Source organism: Chitinophaga costaii (genome assembly GCF_900094705.1).
Taxonomy (GTDB): domain Bacteria; phylum Bacteroidota; class Bacteroidia; order Chitinophagales; family Chitinophagaceae; genus Chitinophaga; species Chitinophaga costaii.
This window is the reverse complement of record NZ_FMAR01000003.1, coordinates 432573-452878: the sequence shown is the minus strand read 5'-3', so window position 1 is coordinate 452878 and position 20306 is coordinate 432573. Positions and strand designations below refer to the sequence as shown.

General features: G+C 49.2%; 15 protein-coding genes and 1 tRNA gene. 8 read left to right on the top strand and 8 right to left on the bottom strand.

Going from position 1 to position 20306, the window contains the following annotated elements; translation table 11 throughout:
* The coding region (locus tag GA0116948_RS21765; protein WP_394363570.1) for a transposase at positions 1-98 on the top strand (98 nt) is incomplete at its 5' end.
* 536 nt (positions 99-634) lie between these two features.
* On the opposite strand, the gene GA0116948_RS07070 is transcribed toward GA0116948_RS21765, so the two are convergent.
* From GA0116948_RS07070 to GA0116948_RS07060, 3 genes are all read right to left on the bottom strand, one after another.
* Positions 635-1684 (bottom strand): serine/threonine-protein kinase, encoded by a 1050-nt coding sequence (locus tag GA0116948_RS07070; protein WP_089710490.1) that lies wholly within the window; start codon positions 1682-1684, stop codon positions 635-637.
* Between the two features lie 12 nt (positions 1685-1696).
* Positions 1697-2167, bottom strand: coding sequence for a hypothetical protein (locus GA0116948_RS07065; RefSeq protein WP_089710487.1), 471 nt, complete (start codon positions 2165-2167; stop codon positions 1697-1699).
* 446 nt (positions 2168-2613) lie between these two features.
* A tRNA-Asp gene (locus tag GA0116948_RS07060) sits at positions 2614-2687 on the bottom strand.
* Between the two features lie 165 nt (positions 2688-2852).
* Here GA0116948_RS07060 and GA0116948_RS07055 point away from each other — a divergent pair.
* From GA0116948_RS07055 to GA0116948_RS07035, 5 genes are all read left to right on the top strand, one after another.
* The gene (locus GA0116948_RS07055; protein WP_170876072.1) at positions 2853-3806 is read left to right on the top strand and encodes an acetyl-CoA carboxylase carboxyltransferase subunit alpha; all 954 of its coding nucleotides are present in this window, start codon (positions 2853-2855) and stop codon (positions 3804-3806) included.
* 102 nt (positions 3807-3908) lie between these two features.
* On the top strand, positions 3909-4790 hold the full coding sequence (gene dapA, locus GA0116948_RS07050; RefSeq protein WP_089710544.1) for a 4-hydroxy-tetrahydrodipicolinate synthase: 882 nt from the start codon (positions 3909-3911) through the stop codon (positions 4788-4790).
* Positions 4791-4970: 180 nt separating this feature from the next.
* Positions 4971-6617 (top strand): UxaA family hydrolase, encoded by a 1647-nt coding sequence (locus GA0116948_RS07045; RefSeq protein ID WP_089710484.1) that lies wholly within the window; start codon positions 4971-4973, stop codon positions 6615-6617.
* Between the two features lie 211 nt (positions 6618-6828).
* Positions 6829-7935, top strand: a complete 1107-nt coding sequence (gene mnmA, locus GA0116948_RS07040) for a tRNA 2-thiouridine(34) synthase MnmA (RefSeq protein ID WP_089710482.1) — start codon at positions 6829-6831, stop codon at positions 7933-7935.
* A 74-nt stretch (positions 7936-8009) separates the two neighbouring features.
* On the top strand, positions 8010-9707 hold the full coding sequence (locus GA0116948_RS07035; protein ID WP_089710480.1) for a S8/S53 family peptidase: 1698 nt from the start codon (positions 8010-8012) through the stop codon (positions 9705-9707).
* Positions 9708-9712: 5 nt separating this feature from the next.
* Here the strand turns inward: GA0116948_RS07035 and GA0116948_RS07030 are convergent, their stop codons facing one another.
* From GA0116948_RS07030 to GA0116948_RS07020, 3 genes are all read right to left on the bottom strand, one after another.
* Positions 9713-10948: an RsmB/NOP family class I SAM-dependent RNA methyltransferase gene (locus tag GA0116948_RS07030; protein ID WP_170876071.1), complete on the bottom strand. Its 1236-nt coding sequence runs from the start codon at positions 10946-10948 to the stop codon at positions 9713-9715.
* 38 nt (positions 10949-10986) lie between these two features.
* Positions 10987-12594 (bottom strand): 2-oxoglutarate dehydrogenase complex dihydrolipoyllysine-residue succinyltransferase, encoded by a 1608-nt coding sequence (gene odhB / locus GA0116948_RS07025; RefSeq protein WP_089710476.1) that lies wholly within the window; start codon positions 12592-12594, stop codon positions 10987-10989.
* A 66-nt stretch (positions 12595-12660) separates the two neighbouring features.
* On the bottom strand, positions 12661-15420 hold the full coding sequence (locus tag GA0116948_RS07020; protein ID WP_089710474.1) for a 2-oxoglutarate dehydrogenase E1 component: 2760 nt from the start codon (positions 15418-15420) through the stop codon (positions 12661-12663).
* Between the two features lie 367 nt (positions 15421-15787).
* Here GA0116948_RS07020 and rpsT point away from each other — a divergent pair, with 367 nt between their 5' ends.
* Positions 15788-16042, top strand: coding sequence for a 30S ribosomal protein S20 (rpsT, locus tag GA0116948_RS07015; protein WP_089710472.1), 255 nt, complete (start codon positions 15788-15790; stop codon positions 16040-16042).
* Between the two features lie 180 nt (positions 16043-16222).
* Positions 16223-17989 carry a M14 family zinc carboxypeptidase gene (locus GA0116948_RS07010; RefSeq protein WP_240619124.1) on the top strand — a complete coding sequence of 589 codons (1767 nt, stop codon included), beginning with the start codon at positions 16223-16225 and terminating at the stop codon, positions 17987-17989.
* Between the two features lie 27 nt (positions 17990-18016).
* On the opposite strand, the gene GA0116948_RS07005 is transcribed toward GA0116948_RS07010, so the two are convergent.
* Both GA0116948_RS07005 and GA0116948_RS07000 read right to left on the bottom strand, forming a co-directional pair.
* Positions 18017-19084: a beta-ketoacyl synthase chain length factor gene (locus GA0116948_RS07005; protein WP_089710470.1), complete on the bottom strand. Its 1068-nt coding sequence runs from the start codon at positions 19082-19084 to the stop codon at positions 18017-18019.
* A gap of 9 nt (positions 19085-19093) precedes the next feature.
* Positions 19094-20299 (bottom strand): beta-ketoacyl-[acyl-carrier-protein] synthase family protein, encoded by a 1206-nt coding sequence (locus GA0116948_RS07000; RefSeq protein ID WP_089710468.1) that lies wholly within the window; start codon positions 20297-20299, stop codon positions 19094-19096.
* Positions 20300-20306 lie beyond the last annotated feature (7 nt).

Here is a 20306-nt window from a genome sequence, read left to right as displayed (position 1 = left end):
CGGTACAGACGCATTATTTGGGCATTTTAAATTTCTTCAATAACAGGGCTACTAATGCTGCTGCGGAATCATTCAATGCGAAGGTAAAATCGTTCTGAAACGCTTTGCGAGGGATACGGGATGTGGAATTTTTCCTTTTTAGACTGGCTAAGATTTATGCTTAGAGCAATCCCCCATGTTTTCAACTTGATCCAAAATGTGTAATTCGCTATTGAGATAGAGTAAAAAATAGAGTAAAAATGAAAAACCCGCGACCAGCGCGGGTTTTAGAAGAAATTTTGCGGGGGAAAGGGGACAGAGTTCGAACTTTTTGAAAGAAGACTTATTGAAAATCAATTATTTATTAAATTATTTAACCATACATAACCAATCTTCCACCGCCTCATCGAGCCATTTATGACAAGGAATGAACTGGGTTACAAAAATAACTCATCAAACTTCTCTGGAATTATCCCTACTTTTTTCGTCCTTTTTATTCGAGGGCTGGATTATATCATAATGTCCGTCCTTCTTAAAAGAATAATCGTTGTTTAAATTAACAGCTCCCGAAAGGCGTAATCTTTCCTCCAAAGACAATACAAGAAAGGGAAACATATTCTCCTCTCGTTTGGAAAGCTTCATATTGCGTTTTTTTTTAGCCATATGTTTTTAGAAGATCAAGAAGTGTCTTTTCAGAAGTAGCTTGAGGCAAATCCTTTGAGCACGCGGATGCGATCTTCCGCACTTTCCCAACACCATAGGTTTCCGTTGTTTCAATTGAATACAAATTTGCTAATTTTTTTAGACAAATGCAAGTATTTTTAGCATTCCTTCGGTTTACCCATGTCCATTCGTCTTGTCTAGATGAATATTCCCAATCTATTGATTCAGTGATCAGAGACAATTCATTCATTAACTGGAGAACAGTTTGTTGTCTGTCACTTGGATTGATTGATAATGCTTTCACTATAATACTACGCATTTTTTTGGGTACGTGTGGCAAAAAGTTGCCCCGATCTGGAAATTGGCCATTAACAATGGCATGGTGCAACTCATCTCTAGTCTGAAAACTATTGAATTGATTATCAAATTGTACATTGCCATTACATAACCTGTAAAGCGTCAAACCCGCCGAATAAATATCGTAGAGCATGCTATGGAAATTCGTCTTTATAGCCTCTGGGGCGCGATGCTTTGAATAAAAACGGTCCTGTCCAGCCATTCCCCAAACATTGGTCGCCATCGCTAAACCAAAATCTGAAACCATAGCTTCATTTGCGGCATTCAATAAAATGTTATCTGGCTTAATGTCGAAATGAACAAGCTTTTTACTGTGAATGTTATTAAGTCCACTCAGAAATTGAATCCCATATCGGATAACCTCCCTAATTGTGAGATACCTACTTTCTATAAGGTCCTTGAGTGAGCCATCGGGATAATAAGGCATTCCGATATAGATATAATTAGCATCTTCAGATGCAAACTTGAGTGGTACAACATTCGGATGTTCAGAATCATTCAACTTTCTTGCCTCCGAAAAAAATTCATCTTTACTTACTATTTTTGTTTTACTAATTTTTTTAACAACAATCTCACAATCTAACTGCACATCTTTTGCAAGACAAACTTCCGAATTTCTTCCATGCTGTCCAATATCCTTGATCGGTTCAAAAGACAGATTAGTAATTGTATTTGTATTATGCATTTAAATGAGCTTTTATAATTTAAAACTTGCAATTGCGACAAGGATTGCATCTCTTTCTTCTGCGTTATATTCTGCTAGCTTTATCCCGGAGTGAGTGGCGCCTTTCTCCTTTATTAAGGGCTTATAAGCGTCTTTTTTAATTCCTAATTTGGCATGTATACCGGAAATGTCACTTGCAAGATACTTTTTAACGGAGGAGGAACTTATTAACTCCTGTATTACGGCTTCGAAAGAAATTCTCTTAATGTCTTTGTTTTTTGATGTTGCCTCTATAGTTCTTATGCCAGCCTGCTCAACCCCGTATTCCCTAATAATATCCTTTATAGTTATACCTAAGAAATTTAATTGTTCTGGGAAATTCAGTGCAAAAGGGACTATAATGCACTCAACCGCAACCAATCTATAATTGTCAGAAATACTGTTGTCATCTACTATCGAATAAAAGACCTTTGAGGCCGTTGCTCTAAAACCTATTGTTTTCATCGTGAAAAATTGCTATTGGCTTATGAATGAATAAATAGTACTAGTATATGACCTTGCATCTGAATAAACCGTTGCTCCAATTGCTTACGCTCCTCATCGACATATATAATAGTCCTCCATAAAAATCTGCTACTGAACTCCAAAAAGTGAAGGCAGACAAATCATATAGTTGAATAATATTCGGAGACCTACATTTAAATATTTTCAATTCGTTATGTATAAAAAGGTGGAAAGAACTGATTGAGCACAGTTTGCGTGTATGGGGCATTTATAACATTTCGAGGTTAAGATGCTTAATAACAATAATTTTAACTTGTTCGGCATTTCGAACTAGCACAATGACTTAACTATCAACTCAATGCCATAAATATACGAAAATGCAGGCATTCCACTTCGAACCAAAAAAGCCTTCAAATCCAAAGACTTGAAGGCTTTCACTTTTAACGCGGACCGGACGGGACTCGAACCCGCGACCTCCGCCGTGACAGGGCGGCATTCTAACCGACTGAACTACCGATCCAAAACTCTTTACAACGACCGATAATCGCATGACCATCAGTATCTTACCGTTGTCCCGTTTTGGGATTGCAAAGATAGCAACAAAACTTCCATTTCAGCAAATCTTTTTAAAAAAATTTTCTATCCCCTATCTTTACATTCGTCTTTAACCTTTAGTACCTGGATTATGCAATTTCTAGATTTTGAAAAACCTATCGCAGAACTTTACGAACAGCTGGATAAGCTCAAGGAAAATGGCGATAAATCTGGCGTCGATGTATCTGCAACCGTGAAGGAATACGAGCAAAAAATCGCCATCACCCGGCAGGAGTTGTATGCCAACCTTACGTCCTGGCAAAAAGTACAGCTAAGCCGTCATCCGGAAAGACCTTATACGCTGGCGTATATAGAAAAAATGTGCACCAACTTCGTGGAGCTGCATGGTGATCGTAACGTGAAAGATGATAAAGCCATGGTAGGTGGCTTCGCCGAACTGGATGGTGAAACCATTATGTTCATCGGCCAGCAAAAAGGCATCAACACCAAAATGCGCCAGATCCGCAACTTTGGAATGGCCAACCCGGAAGGTTACCGCAAAGCCCTCCGCCTCATGAAGCTGGCGGAGAAATTCAATAAACCTATCGTCACCCTCATCGATACCCCCGGTGCTTACCCAGGCCTCGAAGCAGAAGAAAGAGGACAGGGCGAAGCCATTGCCCGCAACCTCTTTGAAATGATTAAGCTAAAGGTTCCCGTAATCTGCATCATCATCGGGGAAGGCGCTTCCGGTGGGGCGCTGGGCATAGGCATGGGTGATCGCATTTTTATGCTGGAAAACAGTTGGTATACCGTGATCTCTCCAGAAAACTGCTCCACCATTCTTTGGCGCAGTTGGAACTTCAAGGAAAAAGCCGCCGAAGAACTAAAGCTCACCTCCGACTATATGAGCAAATTTGGCCTGGTAGATGGGGTGATCAAAGAACCACTGGGAGGCGCGCACACCAATCACGACGAAGCCGCAGCTATCGTGAAGGCAAAGATCAAGGAAACCCTCGCCGAATTGAAGCAGATCGACCCGCAAAACCGCATCGATCAGCGCATCGAAAAATTCTCCAGCATGGGCTTTTTCGATGAACACTAAAATTTTATGTGAAGAAACGATACCAAATTCCAATCTTTGCAGCTCCCGGTATCGGGATATCAAACCTTGGCCCCGCCAGCCCATGGCGGAACTACTTTTTTTATGACACTACAGGAACAACTGAGAGGCACTGGCGTTGCGCTTGTCACTCCTTTTAAAGCAAATGGCGCCATCGACTGGAATGCATTGGAGAAAACGATCCAACATGTAATTAGCGGCGGCGTGGAATATGTGGTAACACTTGGCACCACCGGCGAAACACCCACTATTAACAGCGATGAAAAGCTGGACGTGATAAAATTCACTTTCGAAAAAGTAAATAAGCGGGTACCCGTGATAGTAGGCATCGGCGATTATAGCACTGCCGATGTGGTGAAGCGCCTGGAAACTTGCCCCCTGGAAGAAGCAGCCGCCGTACTTTCCGTATCACCCTATTACAGCAAACCTACTCAGGAAGGCATTTTCCAGCATTATAAAACCATAGCCAAGGCATCACCTAAACCAATCATCCTGTACAATGTGCCCGCCCGCACAGGCCGCAACATGACCGCCGCCACAACGCTGCGCCTGGCGCATGAAGTGGAAAACATTGTGGCCATGAAGGAAGCCAGTGGCGATATGGTACAGTGCATGCAGATATTGAAAGACCGCCCCAAAGATTTTGTGGTGGTAAGCGGCGACGATGCCGTAGCCATGCCCCAGGTAGCCTGTGGCATGGATGGCCTGATCTCCGTGGCAGCAAACTGGTTTGCTAAAGATGTATCCGATATGATACGCGCTGCCCTGGCCAGTGATTATGCCACCGCCCGCACCCTGCAATTTAAACTGCTGGACGCTTTTGAATTGATGTTTGCCGAAAATAATCCCGGCGGCATTAAGGCCTTCATGGCCATCGGTGGCCTGCTGGAAAACGCCTTCCGCCTGCCGGTAGTGCCGGTGTCTGATAGCCTGTATAAAAGCATCGAAGCATTTATGAATAAATAATTCCGGCTTTTACAGCCTCCTCTAAAAGACCCGTTATGCTTTGGCACAACGGGTCTTTTATTGTAAAATCCCTACCTTTCCATCACATAGGAAGCAAACTGGAAAGGGTAGTTAAAATGTTATCAAAGAATACTATTTTCCTATTAACTACCCACCAACAGATATCCTACTTTTATCGATATGAACACGTTTTTACAAATACATCCGCTGGACAATGTATTGGTAGCGTTGCAAGACTTGGAGCAAGGAGCGGAAATCACGTTTAATGGAGCTACAATTCCACTGTTGCAAAAAGTGCCGGCCAAGCATAAATTCCTTGTACATTCACTACACGCTGGCGATGCCATCCGCATGTATGGCGTTACGGTAGGCAAAACTTTGAAGCCCCTTTCCACCGGCGAACTGATTACCACCCAAAATATTGAACATGATGCTAACGCTTTTCACGAAAAAGACCTTGCCTTTCAATGGCAAGCCCCCGACGTGCAGAAGTGGCGCAACCGTACCTTCCAGGGTTATGCCCGCCCGGATGGACAGGCTGGCACCCGCAACTACTGGCTGGTGATCCCCCTGGTTTTCTGCGAAAACCGCAACGTGCAGGTGATCAAAACTGCCTTTGAAAAAGGCCTGGGATTTGCCCCGGAAGAAATTTATAACGAGCAGGTGAACGAATTGGTGAATTTCTATAAAAACAACGACTTGGAGGCCATCCGCAATTATGCCCCAGCTCCCGCAGCCAGCCGGCAAAAGCGGCATACGTTGTTTACCAATATAGACGGGATTAAGTTCCTCTCCCACGAAGGCGGCTGCGGTGGCACCCGGCAGGATGCAGAAGCGCTCTGCGCCCTGCTGGCAGGTTACATCCATCACCCCAACGTGGCCGGCGCTACCATCCTCAGCCTGGGCTGCCAGCACGCGCAGGTATCGCTGCTGCAAGGGGCGCTGGCCAAACTGAACACCAGTTTCAGCAAACCCCTGCTCGTGTTTGAACAGCAAAGAAGCAAGTCGGAATATGATATGCTGAGCGAAGCCATTAAACAAACCTTCCTGGCCCTCATTGATGCCAATAAACTGGAACGTACGCCTCAGCCCCTATCTAAGTTGACCATAGGCCTGGAATGCGGCGGCTCCGACGGCTTCTCCGGCATCTCTGCCAATCCTGCCGTAGGCCACACCTCCGATCTGCTGGTGGCCCTGGGTGGCAAGTCTATCCTGTCCGAGTTCCCGGAACTATGCGGCGTGGAGCAGGAACTCATTAACCGCTGCGAAAACAGTGAAATTGCCGGTAAGTTTATCCACCTAATGCGCAATTACGAACGCGCAGCCAAGCAGGTAGGTTCTGGGTTCGATATGAACCCCTCACCGGGTAATATCCGCGATGGGCTTATTACTGATGCGATCAAATCGGCCGGCGCAGCCAAAAAAGGCGGCTCTTCCCCTATCACGGCGGTGCTGGACTATACCGAATATGCCACTCAACCTGGCCTGAACTTACTTTGCACACCAGGCAATGACGTAGAAAGCACTTCCGCCGAGGTAGGCGCTGGAGCCAATATCGTACTGTTTACCACAGGCTTGGGTACGCCTACCGGCAATCCTATTGCACCCGTGCTAAAACTGGCCACCAATACCCGCCTGGCCACCCGTATGCCTGATATCATCGACATCGATACCGGCGGCATCATCAGCGGCCAGCAAAGCATTGCCGAAGTGGGCGAAGATATCCTGGAATGGATTATCCGCACCGCCAGCGGCGAAGTTTATACCAAAGCGGAACAGCTAAACCAGGACGATTTCATTCCCTGGAAGCGGGGCGTAAGCTTGTAATACCAGGCCCCTTCGCTACTTACTTATACTTAATTCCTATACCCGCCCTGCTTTCAACTGATAACTGGTATTTGGTAAATTTATATTTAATTGGTTATCATAATATTAAATAATCAGTATTTTTATTCCAGCCAGCCCTCCCATAACAGGTACCCCTTATCTCCTACCTTGAACAATTTCCGCTACCTTTGCAGACTCAATCATTTCAACAATGAGCAAACACGGTAAAGTGCTGGTAGCCATGAGCGGCGGTATAGATAGTACCGTTACCTCGCTGATGCTGCACGAACAGGGATATGAAGTGGTAGGCATTACCATGAAAACCTGGGACTATGCTTCGGCAGGCAGTAGCAAAAAAGAAACCGGCTGTTGTAATCTCGATTCCTTTAACGACGCCCGCGCCGCGGCAGTGCATCATGGTTTCCCCCATTTTGTGCTGGATATCCGTGATGAATTTGGCGACTTCGTGATCAATAATTTCGTAGAAGAATACATGGCTGGACGTACACCCAATCCTTGTGTTCTTTGCAATACCCATATTAAATGGCGCGCCCTGCTGAAACGGGCCGATGCCATGGACTGCGCTTTTATCGCCACCGGCCACTATGGCCAGATCCGCGAGGAAAACGACCGCTACATCCTGAGCAAGGGAGTAGATGAAACCAAAGACCAAAGTTATGTACTCTGGGGCCTGCAACAAGATGTGTTGAAACGCACCCTGCTGCCCCTGGGCAAATACCGCAAAACGGAGATCCGCCAAATGGCATATGATTTTGGCTACCCCGAACTGGCCAAAAAAGCAGAGAGCTACGAAATATGCTTTGTGCCCGATAACGATTACCGGGGATTCCTGAAACGGAAGGTAAATGGCCTGGAAGAACAGGTAGATGGTGGCAATTTTGTATTGCAAAACGGCACCATCGTAGGCAAACATAAAGGTTATCCTTTCTACACCATCGGCCAGCGCAAAGGGCTGGATATTGCCCTGGGCAAACCCGTATTCGTGACGGAAATTATCCCCGAAACCAATACCGTGGTACTGGGCGATGAGGCAGACCTGGGCAAGTCGGAAGCCCTGATAGCCGGCATGAACTGGATAAAATACGAGGGCATTACCGACGGCATGGAAGCCCTTACTAAAATCCGCTACAAAAGCCCCGGTGCCGTGAGTAACCTTTACAACGAAAACGGCAAAATCAGGGTCCGCTTTTACGAAGAGGTAAAAAGTATAGCCCCCGGCCAGTCTGCCGTGTTTTACGACGGCGACGACGTGATTGGCGGCGGCATTATCCAGCGCCAGCAACCCGTTATGCTTTAATACAACACATTCCAATAAAACACCCGCCTGCCGCCACGCGACAGGCATTTTTTTTCTCTTTTTCTTAACCTCCTATGATCCATTCCAACACCGTTTACCGGCTGCTGCTAGTCCTGCTCCTCCTGCTGCCTTTGGCCAGCTTGGCCCAGGCACCGCGTTATGTGATCACCTTTACCGATAAAAATAACTCCCCTTACCGCCTTACCACACCCGCCGCTTACCTTTCTCCCCGCGCCCTGGCCCGCCGCCAGCGCATGCATATTGTTCCCGATAGCAGCGACCTGCCCGTAAACCCCGCCTACCTAACCACCCTGCTCGCTACCGGCCAGGTTACCCTGCGCTACACCTCCCGCTGGTTTAACCAGGCCATTATTCAAACTACAGACAGCGAAGCCTTACAAAAGATAAATGCCCTACCCTTCGTAAAAAATACCAGCGCGCCTATGCAGCGCCAACGAATGGACACGGCCCACAACGTATATAAATGGGATACGGAAAGGAAACTAGCTGCTACTAAAACAACCCTGCAAGCAAACGCCAATGATTACGGTTACGCCTATACGCAGATACATTTACACAACGGGGAATACCTGCATCAAAAAGGCTACACCGGCCAGGGAATGCTCATAGCCGTGCTGGACGCCGGTTTTCCGGGAGTAAATACCAATCCAGGTTATGACAGCCTGCGCGCAGCGAATGGAATTGTGTACACGTTCAATTGCTCCACCGCCTTGGAAGATGTATATGGTGATGATGTACACGGCGCCTGGTGTTTTTCCACCCTGGCGGCCAATCTTCCCGGCCAATTGGTGGGCACTGCGCCCGGCGCACAATACGCCCTCTTTAAAACAGAGGAAGCCGCCACCGAACAACCCATCGAAGAAAACAACTGGGCCGCCGCTGCAGAACGGGCAGACAGCCTGGGCGCAGATATACTCTCCTCCTCCCTGGCCTACAATACTTTCGACAATGCCACGTATAATTACACCTATGCCCAGATGGATGGCCATACTTCCCTTATTGCAAAAGCCGCCATCATGGCGGCCCGTAAAGGAATGATTGTACTCAATGCCATCGGTAATGAAGGCAGCAATACCTGGCATTATAGCTGCACGCCCGCCGATGCAGACAGCATCCTGGCCGTAGGCGCCGTAAATGGGAATAAAATTCCCGCCGCCTTTAGCAGTTACGGCCCTGCCGCCGATGGCCGCATAAAACCAGACGTTGCCGCCATGGGCGTCTCCACCCAGTTGCTGGATACGAATGGCACTATCACCGCCAGCAGCGGCACCTCTTTTGCCACACCAGTGCTGGCCGGCCTGGTAACCTGTCTATGGCAGGCCTTTCCACAAATAGATAACATCCGGCTCATGCAGGTAGTCCGTGCCTGTAGCGATCATTACACTGCTCCTGATAACCGGGTGGGATATGGCATTCCTGATTTCAAAATGGCCTTCGATACCCTCACTAAAATTGTAGCTACAGACAGTACGCTCCTGGCAGAGCGCCTCGATCATCACCTGCTGCGGGTACTGCCCAATCCCTTCTCCACTGCTGTAAAGATCTATTATGCCAGCACAGGCAAAGCCCCCGTGCAAATAACCCTTTACAATGCCCTGGGCCGGCTGGTACGCCTATCCACCACCGATGCCCCGGCTAATGGCATTGGCGTACTGTTATGGAACAATCTTTCCAACCTCGCGCCCGGCCTGTATTTCATGCGCTATGTACAAGGCACCGCAAAAGCAAGCACCAAGCTGTTAAAACTATAAAGCCCTTAACCCTCTTTTACAAACCTTACGGCAAACATACTGTCTGCCCCCTGCCCCATTCCCTGGATCAGCCCACCCTCCTGCGCGCGCAGGGATGTATTGGCTTCCAGCCATTGCACCATACTTTCATTCTCCGAGGCAAATACAGAACAGGTGATGTACACCAACTGCCCCCCTTTCTTCAGGTAAGGCACCACGTTGGTGGTGATGTTGCGTTGCAGCATTTCAAACCTCCGCAGTTGGCTCTCCGAAAAGTAAAACAAATTTTCCGGCGACCGCGCCCAGGTACCCGCCCCGGTACAGGGAGCATCTACAATAATACCGTCAAACATCAGCGGCTTAAAATCCGGGCTGGAAAATGGATTGGAAAGGTCTATCACATACCCTTTATATCCATCTATGCGGGCATCGGCAAAACGGTGTTGCAAATTATCTAAGATAGATTTACGTATATCCGATACCGTTAGGTTTACCTCCGGGCATTTATCCCGCAGTAAAATAGACTTGCCACCGCTGGCTGCACAGGCATCCCACCAGGCTTCGCCGGCACGGGCCTGGAATAAATTACCAGTTTGCTGGGAGGAGGCGTCCTGCACCACGTACCAGCTTTTTTCAGGGAGGATGGTTTCTATTTTAGTACCATTGGGCAATGAAATACAGCCAGGGGCGGGCGTTTCAAAGTCGATGTCCTTTTCCTGCAACCGTTTTTCAACAGCAGTTTGTTGCTGCCTGCGCACGCGGATGAACAACCGGGGTTGGGAAAAAAAGGAGTTTACAAACGCCTTCCCATCCAGTGCGGCAGAAAGGTAGCCCATGAAAGGAAAGATGGCCGCTTCTGTAATACCCAGCAGCTTCATTTTTTCCGGCAGGGGCAAGGTTACTTTTTCATTCCATTCCGGTTTCTGCAAAGCCAGTATTTCATTGGGCGTTTGCTCACAAAGAAAGGTGCCGGCTAGCAACCTTTCCTCCACCGGTAGCGAGTCTTTCCGCCAATGCCCAAGCCGGAAATAGTGATACACCAGCTGCGTTATCCAACGCCGGTCGCGGCTACCCATCTGCGGCCGTGCCTTGAAAAAATCTTTCAGGAAATGGTGCAGCGGTAGCTTGCCGTCGTAGCCTTCCAATACTTTCCTGGCCGATACAATATAGGATTCCCAGCGGGTCATGTCTGATTGTTTTAAGAAATGGTGAAATGCCCGTTGTGCCAGCATTTCACCAAAAATGCAAAAGGTAAAATGCATGTGCATTTTACCTTTTGCCCATATGGATGCAGCAGCTACTACAGTTTCAGCAAGGCCTTTACAGGGTCTTTGCCAAAGAGCAGTTGCTCCGGATTTTCCAGCAGGTCTTTTACTTTTACCAGGAAGCTCACCGATTCGCGCCCGTCAATGATGCGGTGGTCGTAACTCAGCGCCAGGTACATCATCGGACGTATCACCACCTGGCCGTTGATGGCCATGGGGCGCTCCTGAATTTTATGCATACCCAGGATGGCAGATTGGGGCAGGTTAATGATCGGGGTACTCATCAGCGAACCAAACACGCCACCATTGGTAATGGTGAAGGTACCACCCGTCATTTCGTCCATCGTAAGTTTGTTTTCACGGGCCTTGGTGGCCAGTTCCACTACTTTTTTCTCGATGTCGGCCATGCCCAGGCTTTCCGCGTTGCGGATCACCGGTACTACCAGGCCTTTGGGGGCAGATACAGCAATGGAAATATCACAGTAATCGTGGTATACCAGCTCTTCCCCATCGATGTAGGCATTCACCGCAGGAAATTCCTGCAAGGCGTAACATACCGCTTTGGTAAAGAAACTCATGAAACCAAGGTTCACTTCATGTGCCTTTTTAAACACCTCTTTATACTTCGCGCGAATGTCCATGATGGCAGACATGTCTACCTCGTTAAAGGTGGTGAGCATGGCCGTGGTGTTCTTGGCTTCCACCAGGCGGCGGCTCACGGTTTTGCGCAGGTTACTCATTTTCTCACGACGCGCCTCTCGGCTAAACAAGGGCTGCCCAATGGATACCCCTGGATGTTGCAGGGCGGCAAATACATCGTCTTTAAGAATCTTGCCATGAGCCCCGGTACCGGTAATGGTTTTCGGGTCTACCTGTTTATCGGCAATCACGGCGGCGGCTACCGGCGTGGCTTTAATATCGTTGGGAATGGATATCACGGGTGCAGACGGTGCAGACGGCTGTGCGGACGGGGTGGCAGCAGCGGCGGGAGCAGCAGCCGGGGTGGGTGTACCCGCAGGGCGGGCTACGGAGGTATCGATCTTGCCTACTACATCGCCTATCTTCAGCACATCGCCCTCTTTGGCTACGCGTTGCAAGGCACCAGCTTCTTCGGCATTCAGTTCAAAAGTGGCTTTTTCAGATTCCAGCTCACAAACCACTTCATCGCGCGATACATATTCCTGATCGGCTTTCACCCAGCGCACAAGGGTTACCTCGCTGATGGATTCACCAACGGTAGGCACTTTCAGGTCTACCACGCCTTTGTTTACCGCAGGTGCTTCCGGGGCGGAAGGAGCAGCCGCAACCGGGGCGGGGGCAGCGGTAGCAGCAGGGGTAGGTGCAGCTACCGGGGCGGGTGTAGCGGCGGCGGGGGCGGCTACCGGCGCAGCGCCACTGGGGGCGGCGGCATCGGTATCAATACTGCCTACTACATCGCCAATCTTCATGGTCGCACCTTCTACGGCTACGATATGGATACGGCCCGCTTTTTCAGCATTCAACTCAAAGGTGGCTTTCTCTGATTCCAGTTCACACAACACTTCATCCTGCTGCACATAATCTCCTTCCTTTTTCAACCACTTTGCAATTGTTACCTCGCTAATAGATTCTCCTACCGTTGGAACTTTGATTTCGATACTCATATGATCTGAATAAAATTGTTAGATGTTGAAACACACGCCCTGCGCTGCTTGCAACCAATAGCTTCCTTAAATATTAAATGCTGTCTCGATAATCTCCAGTTGCTCCCGGGTATGCACCTTTCCATAACCAGTGGCCGTAGCGGCACTCGGGTTGCGGCTGATGACGCCATAGTTCAGTTGCTTCAGGTTCATTTGCAGGAAAGCAGCGGCACCCATATTGAGCGGCTCTTCCTGTACCCAGAAGCAGGTGGCTCCCTTGTATTTCTGCTGAATGGCTTCCAGTTGTTTCACGGGCAGCGGAAACAGTTGCTCCAGGCGTACAATGGCCACATCTTTACGGTTGTCTTTAACCTGTTTTTCACTCAGGTCGAAATACATTTTACCGGAACACAACAACACTTTCTTTACAGTACCAGCATCTGTGATAAACGGATCGTCCAGTACTTCCTGGAAACCACCGGTGGTAAATTCCTGGATGGTAGAGTAAGAACCGGCATGACGCAGGTTAGCCTTGGGCGAAAAATTGACTAGCGGCTTGCGGAACGGCCAGGTAAGCTGGCGGCGCAGCGCATGGAAGAAGTTGGCCGCCGTGGTGATATTGGTAACAATGATATTGTCTTCGGCGCAGGCTTGCAGGAAACGCTCTGGGCGGGCGTTGGAGTGGTCTGGGCCACCGCCTTCGTACCCATGCGGCAACAGCAGTACCAGGCCGTTTTGCGTACCCCATTTCTGCTCGGCGCTGGTGATGTATTGGTCGATAACCGTTTGGGCACCGTTGGCAAAATCGCCATACTGTGCCTCCCACAGCACGAGGCTGTTAGGATTGGCCATGGCATAACCATATTCAAACCCCATTACGCCAAACTCGCTTAGCAAGGAGTTGTAAATGCGGAATTTGTTGGTACCATTCCCGATATTGCCCAGCCGGTTGTAAGTAGCATTGGTATTTTCGTCGAACAGTACGGCATGGCGGTGAGAGAAAGTGCCGCGTTTTACGTCTTCCCCACTCATGCGCACATCCTTGCCTTCCAGCAGCAAACTGGCATAGGCCAGCAGTTCGCCGGTGGCCCAGTCTACCTTGCCTTCCGTATCATATAATTTGATCTTGTCCTGGAGCAGTTTTTCCACTTTACGCAGCGGCACAAAGTCGGAAGGCCAGCTCATTAACTGGGCAAATAATTTTTTAAAGTCGGCCTCCGTAATAGCCGTAACCGGCGATGCCTCAAAGTCGCTGTTATTGCTCTTGCGCAGGGCGGCCCACCACTCTTCCGGCTTCTGCGGCGTGTAGGGCAGCGGGTGTTGCTTTATTTCATCCAGCCTTGCTTGCAGGTCGGCCCAGAAACTTTGTTCCATTTCTTTGGCCAGGGCCTGTGCGTCCGGCTCGCCGTTGTTCAGCAGGTACTCCACATACTTCTCCCGTGGGTTCGGATGTTTATCGATGAGGGCGTACAGGCTGGGTTGGGTAAACTTTGGCTCATCACCCTCGTTATGACCATGCTTGCGGTAGCACACTAGATCCACAAATACATCGCAATTAAACTCCTGGCGGAAACGGGTGGCAATCTCCGATACTTTTACCACCGCCTCGGCATCGTCGCCGTTTACATGGAATACCGGTGCCTGTATGATAGCGGCTACGCTGGTACAGTAATCGGAAGAGCGGGCATCGTCAAAATCCGTGGTAAACCCTATCTGGTTATTAATCACCAGGTGCATAGTACCCCCGGTGTAATATCCTTTCAGGTTGGCCATCTGGGCTATTTCGTAAATAATGCCCTGGCCGGCCACGGCGGCGTCGCCATGTATGAGGATGGGCATTACCTTATCATAATCGCTGTTATAAATTACGTCCGATTTGCTACGGGCAAAACCAAGTACTACAGGGTCTACAGCTTCCAGGTGGGAAGGGTTGGGCGCCAGTTGCAGGTTTACCTTTTTGCCCCCGGGGGTAGTATGCTCGGCGCGGAAACCCAGGTGGTATTTCACATCGCCGCTACCCATAGTACTGTCGGGAATTACTTTGCCTTCAAATTCTGAAAAGATCTGCTCGTAAGTTTTGCCCATGATATTGGCCAGCACGTTCAGGCGGCCACGGTGGGCCATGCCGATCACGACTTCCTGTACACCGTCGTCGCCGGCAATGTTAATCATGGCATCTAGCGAAGGAATGGTGGATTCGCCCCCTTCCAGGCCAAAACGCTTTTGCCCGATGTATTTGGTATGCAGAAATTTTTCGAAGATAACCCCCTGGTTCAGTTTCTGAAGAATGCGGCGTTTTTGAGGTACGCTGAGGGGCTTTTGCATGGCGGTTTCAAACGCCTGTTGCAGCCATTCCGTTTTCTTAGCGTCGTTGATGTAGGTAAATTCAAGACCTACAGCACCCGCGTAAATTTTTTGCAGAAAGGCTACTATCTTTTCAAGCGATACCTTACCTAAACCCAACACCTGAGCAGCATAAAATTCCGTTTTCAGGTCGGCATCAGAAAGGCCAAAGAATGAAATATCAAGATTGGCATGCCGGTCTTTGCGTTCCCGGATGGGATTGGTTTTGGCTACTAAATGCCCCCTTTTGCGGTAGGCATGGATGAGGCGGTACACACCCAGTTCCTTCACCAGCTGTTCGTTGGAAACCGGCAGCCCATTGCTGCTGGCGGGGGCCACTGTGGCGGGTCCTGCCTTACCGTTTACCTGGGATACCGCGAAATCAAATCCTTCAAAAAATTTTACCCATTCAGGATCAACCGACTGCGGATCTTTCGTGAAATCCTGGTATAACGATTCTATGTAAGCAGGATGCGAGTTAGTGACAAATGAGAAATCCTTCATTTCCAACGAGTTTTTCTTAATCTTCTTTGCTAATGCTAAGCGTGAAATGCTTCCTATTAATATACTATACGGGATGCAAATATCGACTCTTTTTTGTAATGTTCTAATAAAAAAGACACGCAATTTTGCATTACTTATTTTTATATGTGACCCTCCGGCAAAGCAAGATAACCGGCCATGAGTGGGCTATTTTAGATGACGGGTCCGCAAGAATAGTATTAGAATTTAACGTACTTTTGTGTTTTTAAACCGGGCAACGGCCGCCGGGTTTCCACTGCTCCCGGAAAGATCTCGCCTTCAGAAAAGATTTTTTTAAGTCAGGAAATGTTTTACCTTTGCCGTCCCATAACAAGAATATAATAAACTAATGGCAAACCATAAAGCAACGAAAAAAGACGTACGTCAGAGTACCAAGCGTAATGAACGTAACCGTTACTACGGTAAGACAACGCGTAATGCCATCCGTGATCTGAAAGTAATTACCGATAAAGCGGCTGCAGGAGCGGAATTACCATCTGTGATCTCCATGATCGACAAGCTGGCTAAACGCAATGTTATCCATAAGAACAAAGCAGCTAACCTGAAAAGTAAGCTGACCAAAAAAGTGAACGCTTTAGCTTAATTGCTGTAAAGATATAACCATACAATAGCTCCTGCTGGCAAACAGCAGGGGCTTTTTTTGTGTGCGGTATTCACTCCGCCATCCAGCCAACCATCCCATTTCCACCCCCACCCCAGCGCAAAAAATTATCTTTGCCTGTAGATTATAGTATACCATCCTTCAAAGATATCCATACCACTCATGCGTCACTTCCTCCCAGCCCGGCTGCTTCGCTGCATGCTATATTTACCGCTGTTCTTATGCTGCATAGCCCACGCAACATGGGCGCAAGACCTGTCCACCGTTTTTGAAAGGTCTCATGCACAGGAAACGGTTACTTATGCACAATGCATTCAATATTACCAAACCCTGGCCAAGCGATTCCCTCACACGATGCAACTGCGCACAGTAGGGCAAACCGATGCCGGCTTTCCCCTACACCTGTTGGTGTACAGCCCTGGCGGGGAATTTGACTTTGCCCACCTCCACCAGCAAAACAAACGCATTATCCTCATTAATAACGGCATTCACCCCGGCGAGCCGGATGGCGTAGATGCCAGTATGCTGTTGCTGCGCGATATAGCCCTGGGCAGGAAAAACCTGCCGGCCAATATTGTGCTGGCCGTGATCCCCCTTTACAACATTGGCGGTGCACTAAATCGCAGCCCCGATTTCCGGGTAGATCAAAACGGGCCGGCGGCATTTGGCAGCCGCGGCAACGGGCAAAACCTGGACCTGAACCGGGATTTTATTAAGTCCGACTCCAAAAATGCCCTGGCCTTCCAGCAAATTTATCAACTCACAGATCCAGATGTGTTGATCGACAACCACGTGAGCAATGGGGCCGATTACCAGCATATTATGACCCTGCTCACCTCCCAGCCGGATAAACTGGGCGGCGGCATGGGCGATTTTTTGCGCAACCAGTTCGAACCCGGCCTGTTTACATTGATGAAGGAAAAGGGGTACGACCTGGTACCTTACGTAAATCATAACGGCGACCTGCCCGACAGTGGTTGGGTAGCCTTCCAGGACAATCCCCGCTATTCCACTGGCTACGCCACCCTGTTTCACACCTTCGCTTTTATGCCTGAAACACATATGCTCAAGGCCTATGCCCTGCGTGTAAAGGCTACTTATGCCCTGATGGAATGTTTCATTGCCTTCACCAGCGCCCACAGTAACGATATGGCCGCCCTGCGTGCGCAAACGAAAAAAGAAGTACGCACCCAAACCAGTTTCCCGCTGGAATGGAAGCCCGATATGCAGCGCGATTCGCTCATCCCCTTCAAGGGCTTTCAGGCAGGATATAAGCCCAGCGGCATTTCCGGCCTACCCAGGCTTTATTACGATCGCAGTTTACCCTTTACCAAACAGGTGAAATTTTACAACCACTTTACCCCGGGCAATTATGTAGCCAAACCAACCGCCTACATTATTCCCCAAGGCTGGTGGGCCGTGATCGATATTTTGAAAAATAACCAGGTACTCCTGCAACCACTGGCGCACGATACCACCATAGCCGTAGCCGTTTATCATATCGAGGATTATAAAACTGCTGCCCGCCCGTACGAAAAACATTTCCTGCATAGCGGCGTAAAAACCAGTACCAGCCTGCAACGCATCTCCTTCCGGAAAGGTGATTATTACATTCCTATGAACCAGGTGGCCAACCGCTACCTCATGGAAACCCTGGAACCCACTGCCGGCGATTCATTCTTTGCATGGAATTTCTTTGACGCCATCCTGGGCCAGAAAGAAGGGTATTCGGATTATGTGTTTGAAGATATTGCCGCAGATTATTTGAGCCAGCATGCAGACTTGCAAGCTTTATTGGCCCGGCAAAGGGCTGCCGATACGGCTTTTGCGAAGAGCGCCGCTGCACAACTGGAATTTGTGTACAAGCATTCCCCGTATGCAGAGCCAGGTTTTTTGAGATACCCTGTATTCCGGGTGGTGAATGAATAAGCCTTGTACCATGGCCTCAATAGCCATTTACAGCGCTTTTTTGAGCAGTATAAAAGCATGCTGCTCCCCGTAATATTGATTATACAATAATACCGTACGGTAGGCTTTAGGAAAAACCGTACCCGCTGGAAACCACTGCTGTGGTGCCTTTCCGGCTTTAATCATTTGAGCGGCCAGCCACAAGCCAAATGCATGGGCCGTATCATATTCCCCACACAGCGGTTTAAACGATACTTCAGGTATACCCGGCAGCGCCTGTGCCACCTGGTCGTAAAAGTGCTGGTAATTACTATCGCCATTACGCCCACTCATGAGCAGGTCTATGTGGCCTGGCTGCAAAGCATGTTCGTCCAGGAATTGCTGCAAGGCTGTATCCAGCTTGTGGGAGGAAGGCTTGTGTAATAACTTCATGCCTTCAATACTGGCTGCGGGATGATCGCCCGGCTGGTTTGCCAGCAGGAAAAACACTGCGCCTTCGCCGGCAATGGTGCCGGGCGAAAGGTGTTGCAGTAATGCGGCGCTATGAATCTTCTCCTGCTTCCACCAGCCGCTATGGCTTTTTATCTGGAACTGGTCGGGCGTTACTTCGTCGAAACCGCCCAGCAACACATGGTGTTTGCCAGCGGATAGTTGCAACAGGGCATCCAGCAGGGCACTTTCAAAAGAAAGACCACGGTGTACAAAGGTGTTGTTGTACTGGGTATTTTGCTGTTGAAGCGCAATCAGCCCGTTCACCGCATTGAAGGTAGATTGGATAAACTGGGTAGGATTGAGGGCGGTTTCGTGGTAAGTCTGGATGTCTTTGATAAACTTTTCCATGTCTTGCAGGCTACCCTTTCCGGTGCCGGTAATGATGGCACCGGGGTTAGCAATACCACCTTCGGCCAGGCATTGGCTGGCGGCAGCCAGGCCCATTTTCAGCGCTTTACTCATGCGGCGCAGGCTATTAGGTGGTATAAGACCGGCATATGATGGCTGCCAGGCCTGCAACATATTGGTATCGGTGGTTTGCAGCGCCTCCGAAAAAATATCCTGTTGAAAGGTGTGTTGCGGAGAAATTGCACAACTGCTTTGTATATAACACTGGAATTTCATGGCTGCTCCTTAAAATTTACTGATAACCAGCGAGGCATTGTTCCCGCCAAAACCGAATGAGTTGGAAAGCACGTGCTGTATGGGCGCGTGGCGCAAGGTCGTTTGGGGTATAATATCCAGTTCCTCCATTTTTTCAGAAAAATTCAGGTTGGGAAAGATCACCTGTTCGCGGATGGCCAGTACAGCAAAAATGGCTTCCACCGCGCCTGCAGCGGCCAGGGTGTGGCCGGTGAAAGGTTTGGTGGAACTAAAGGGCGGCACCGCCTTGCCAAAGAGGCGTTGCAAGGCTTTGCCTTCGGAGGCATCGTTGGTAAGGGTGGCCGTGCCGTGTACATTGATGTACTGCACGTCTTGCGGCGTCAGGCCGCCCATCTCAATTGCTTCCCCCATGGCGGCCAGCGCACCATCGCCCTCCGGTGAGGGGGAGGTGGCATGAAAGGCCTCGTTGGTATTGGCATAACCTGTCAGTTCGGCCAGTACGGTGGCGCCCCGCTGTTGTACCAGCGATTCGCTTTCCAGCACCAGGTAGGCCGCGCCTTCACCCAGGTTCAGGCCATTGCGCTGCTGGTCAAAAGGACGGCAGGGTTGCCGGTCGGTATTTTTAAGTGAATTAAAACCATTGATAGTAAAGCGGGTGAGCGCTTCAGTGCCGCCACATACGGCGCGAGACAGCAATCCCTGTTTTATCATGCGGGCGCCCAGCATCAGGGCATTGGCAGAGGAGGAACAAGCTGTGCTAATGGTGGTTACAAATTCATCGATATGCACGGTGTCGGCTATACGTTGAGAGCAATCGCCACAATCCAGCAGGTCGGCAACAGGCATCATTTCACCTTCGCGGGCGGGATCTGTAAGGGTAAAGTAATGGCGTTCTGTTTCCACCATGCCGCCTACCGTGGTGGCGTTCACCAGTCCAGTGGGTACCTCCTGCGGATCGGCAATACCGGCATTGCGCAGGGCTTCCTGTATGGCCACCAGGCCTAGTAAAGTGGTACGGGAATAACCTTTATTATCGGGAAGGCCGGCCATTGCTGCCAGTTCCACATCGCTGTGTTTTACCTCGGCCACGGGCAGTATGTTGCGGTGTATAGTATCTACATAATCCGTAACACCCAACCCGCTGCGGGCAGTTAGCAGGTGTTCCAGGTTCTGCTGCACATCATCGCCTATGGCGGTTATCATGCCCACCCCTGTTATAAACACACGTTCCCCCATGCTTCTT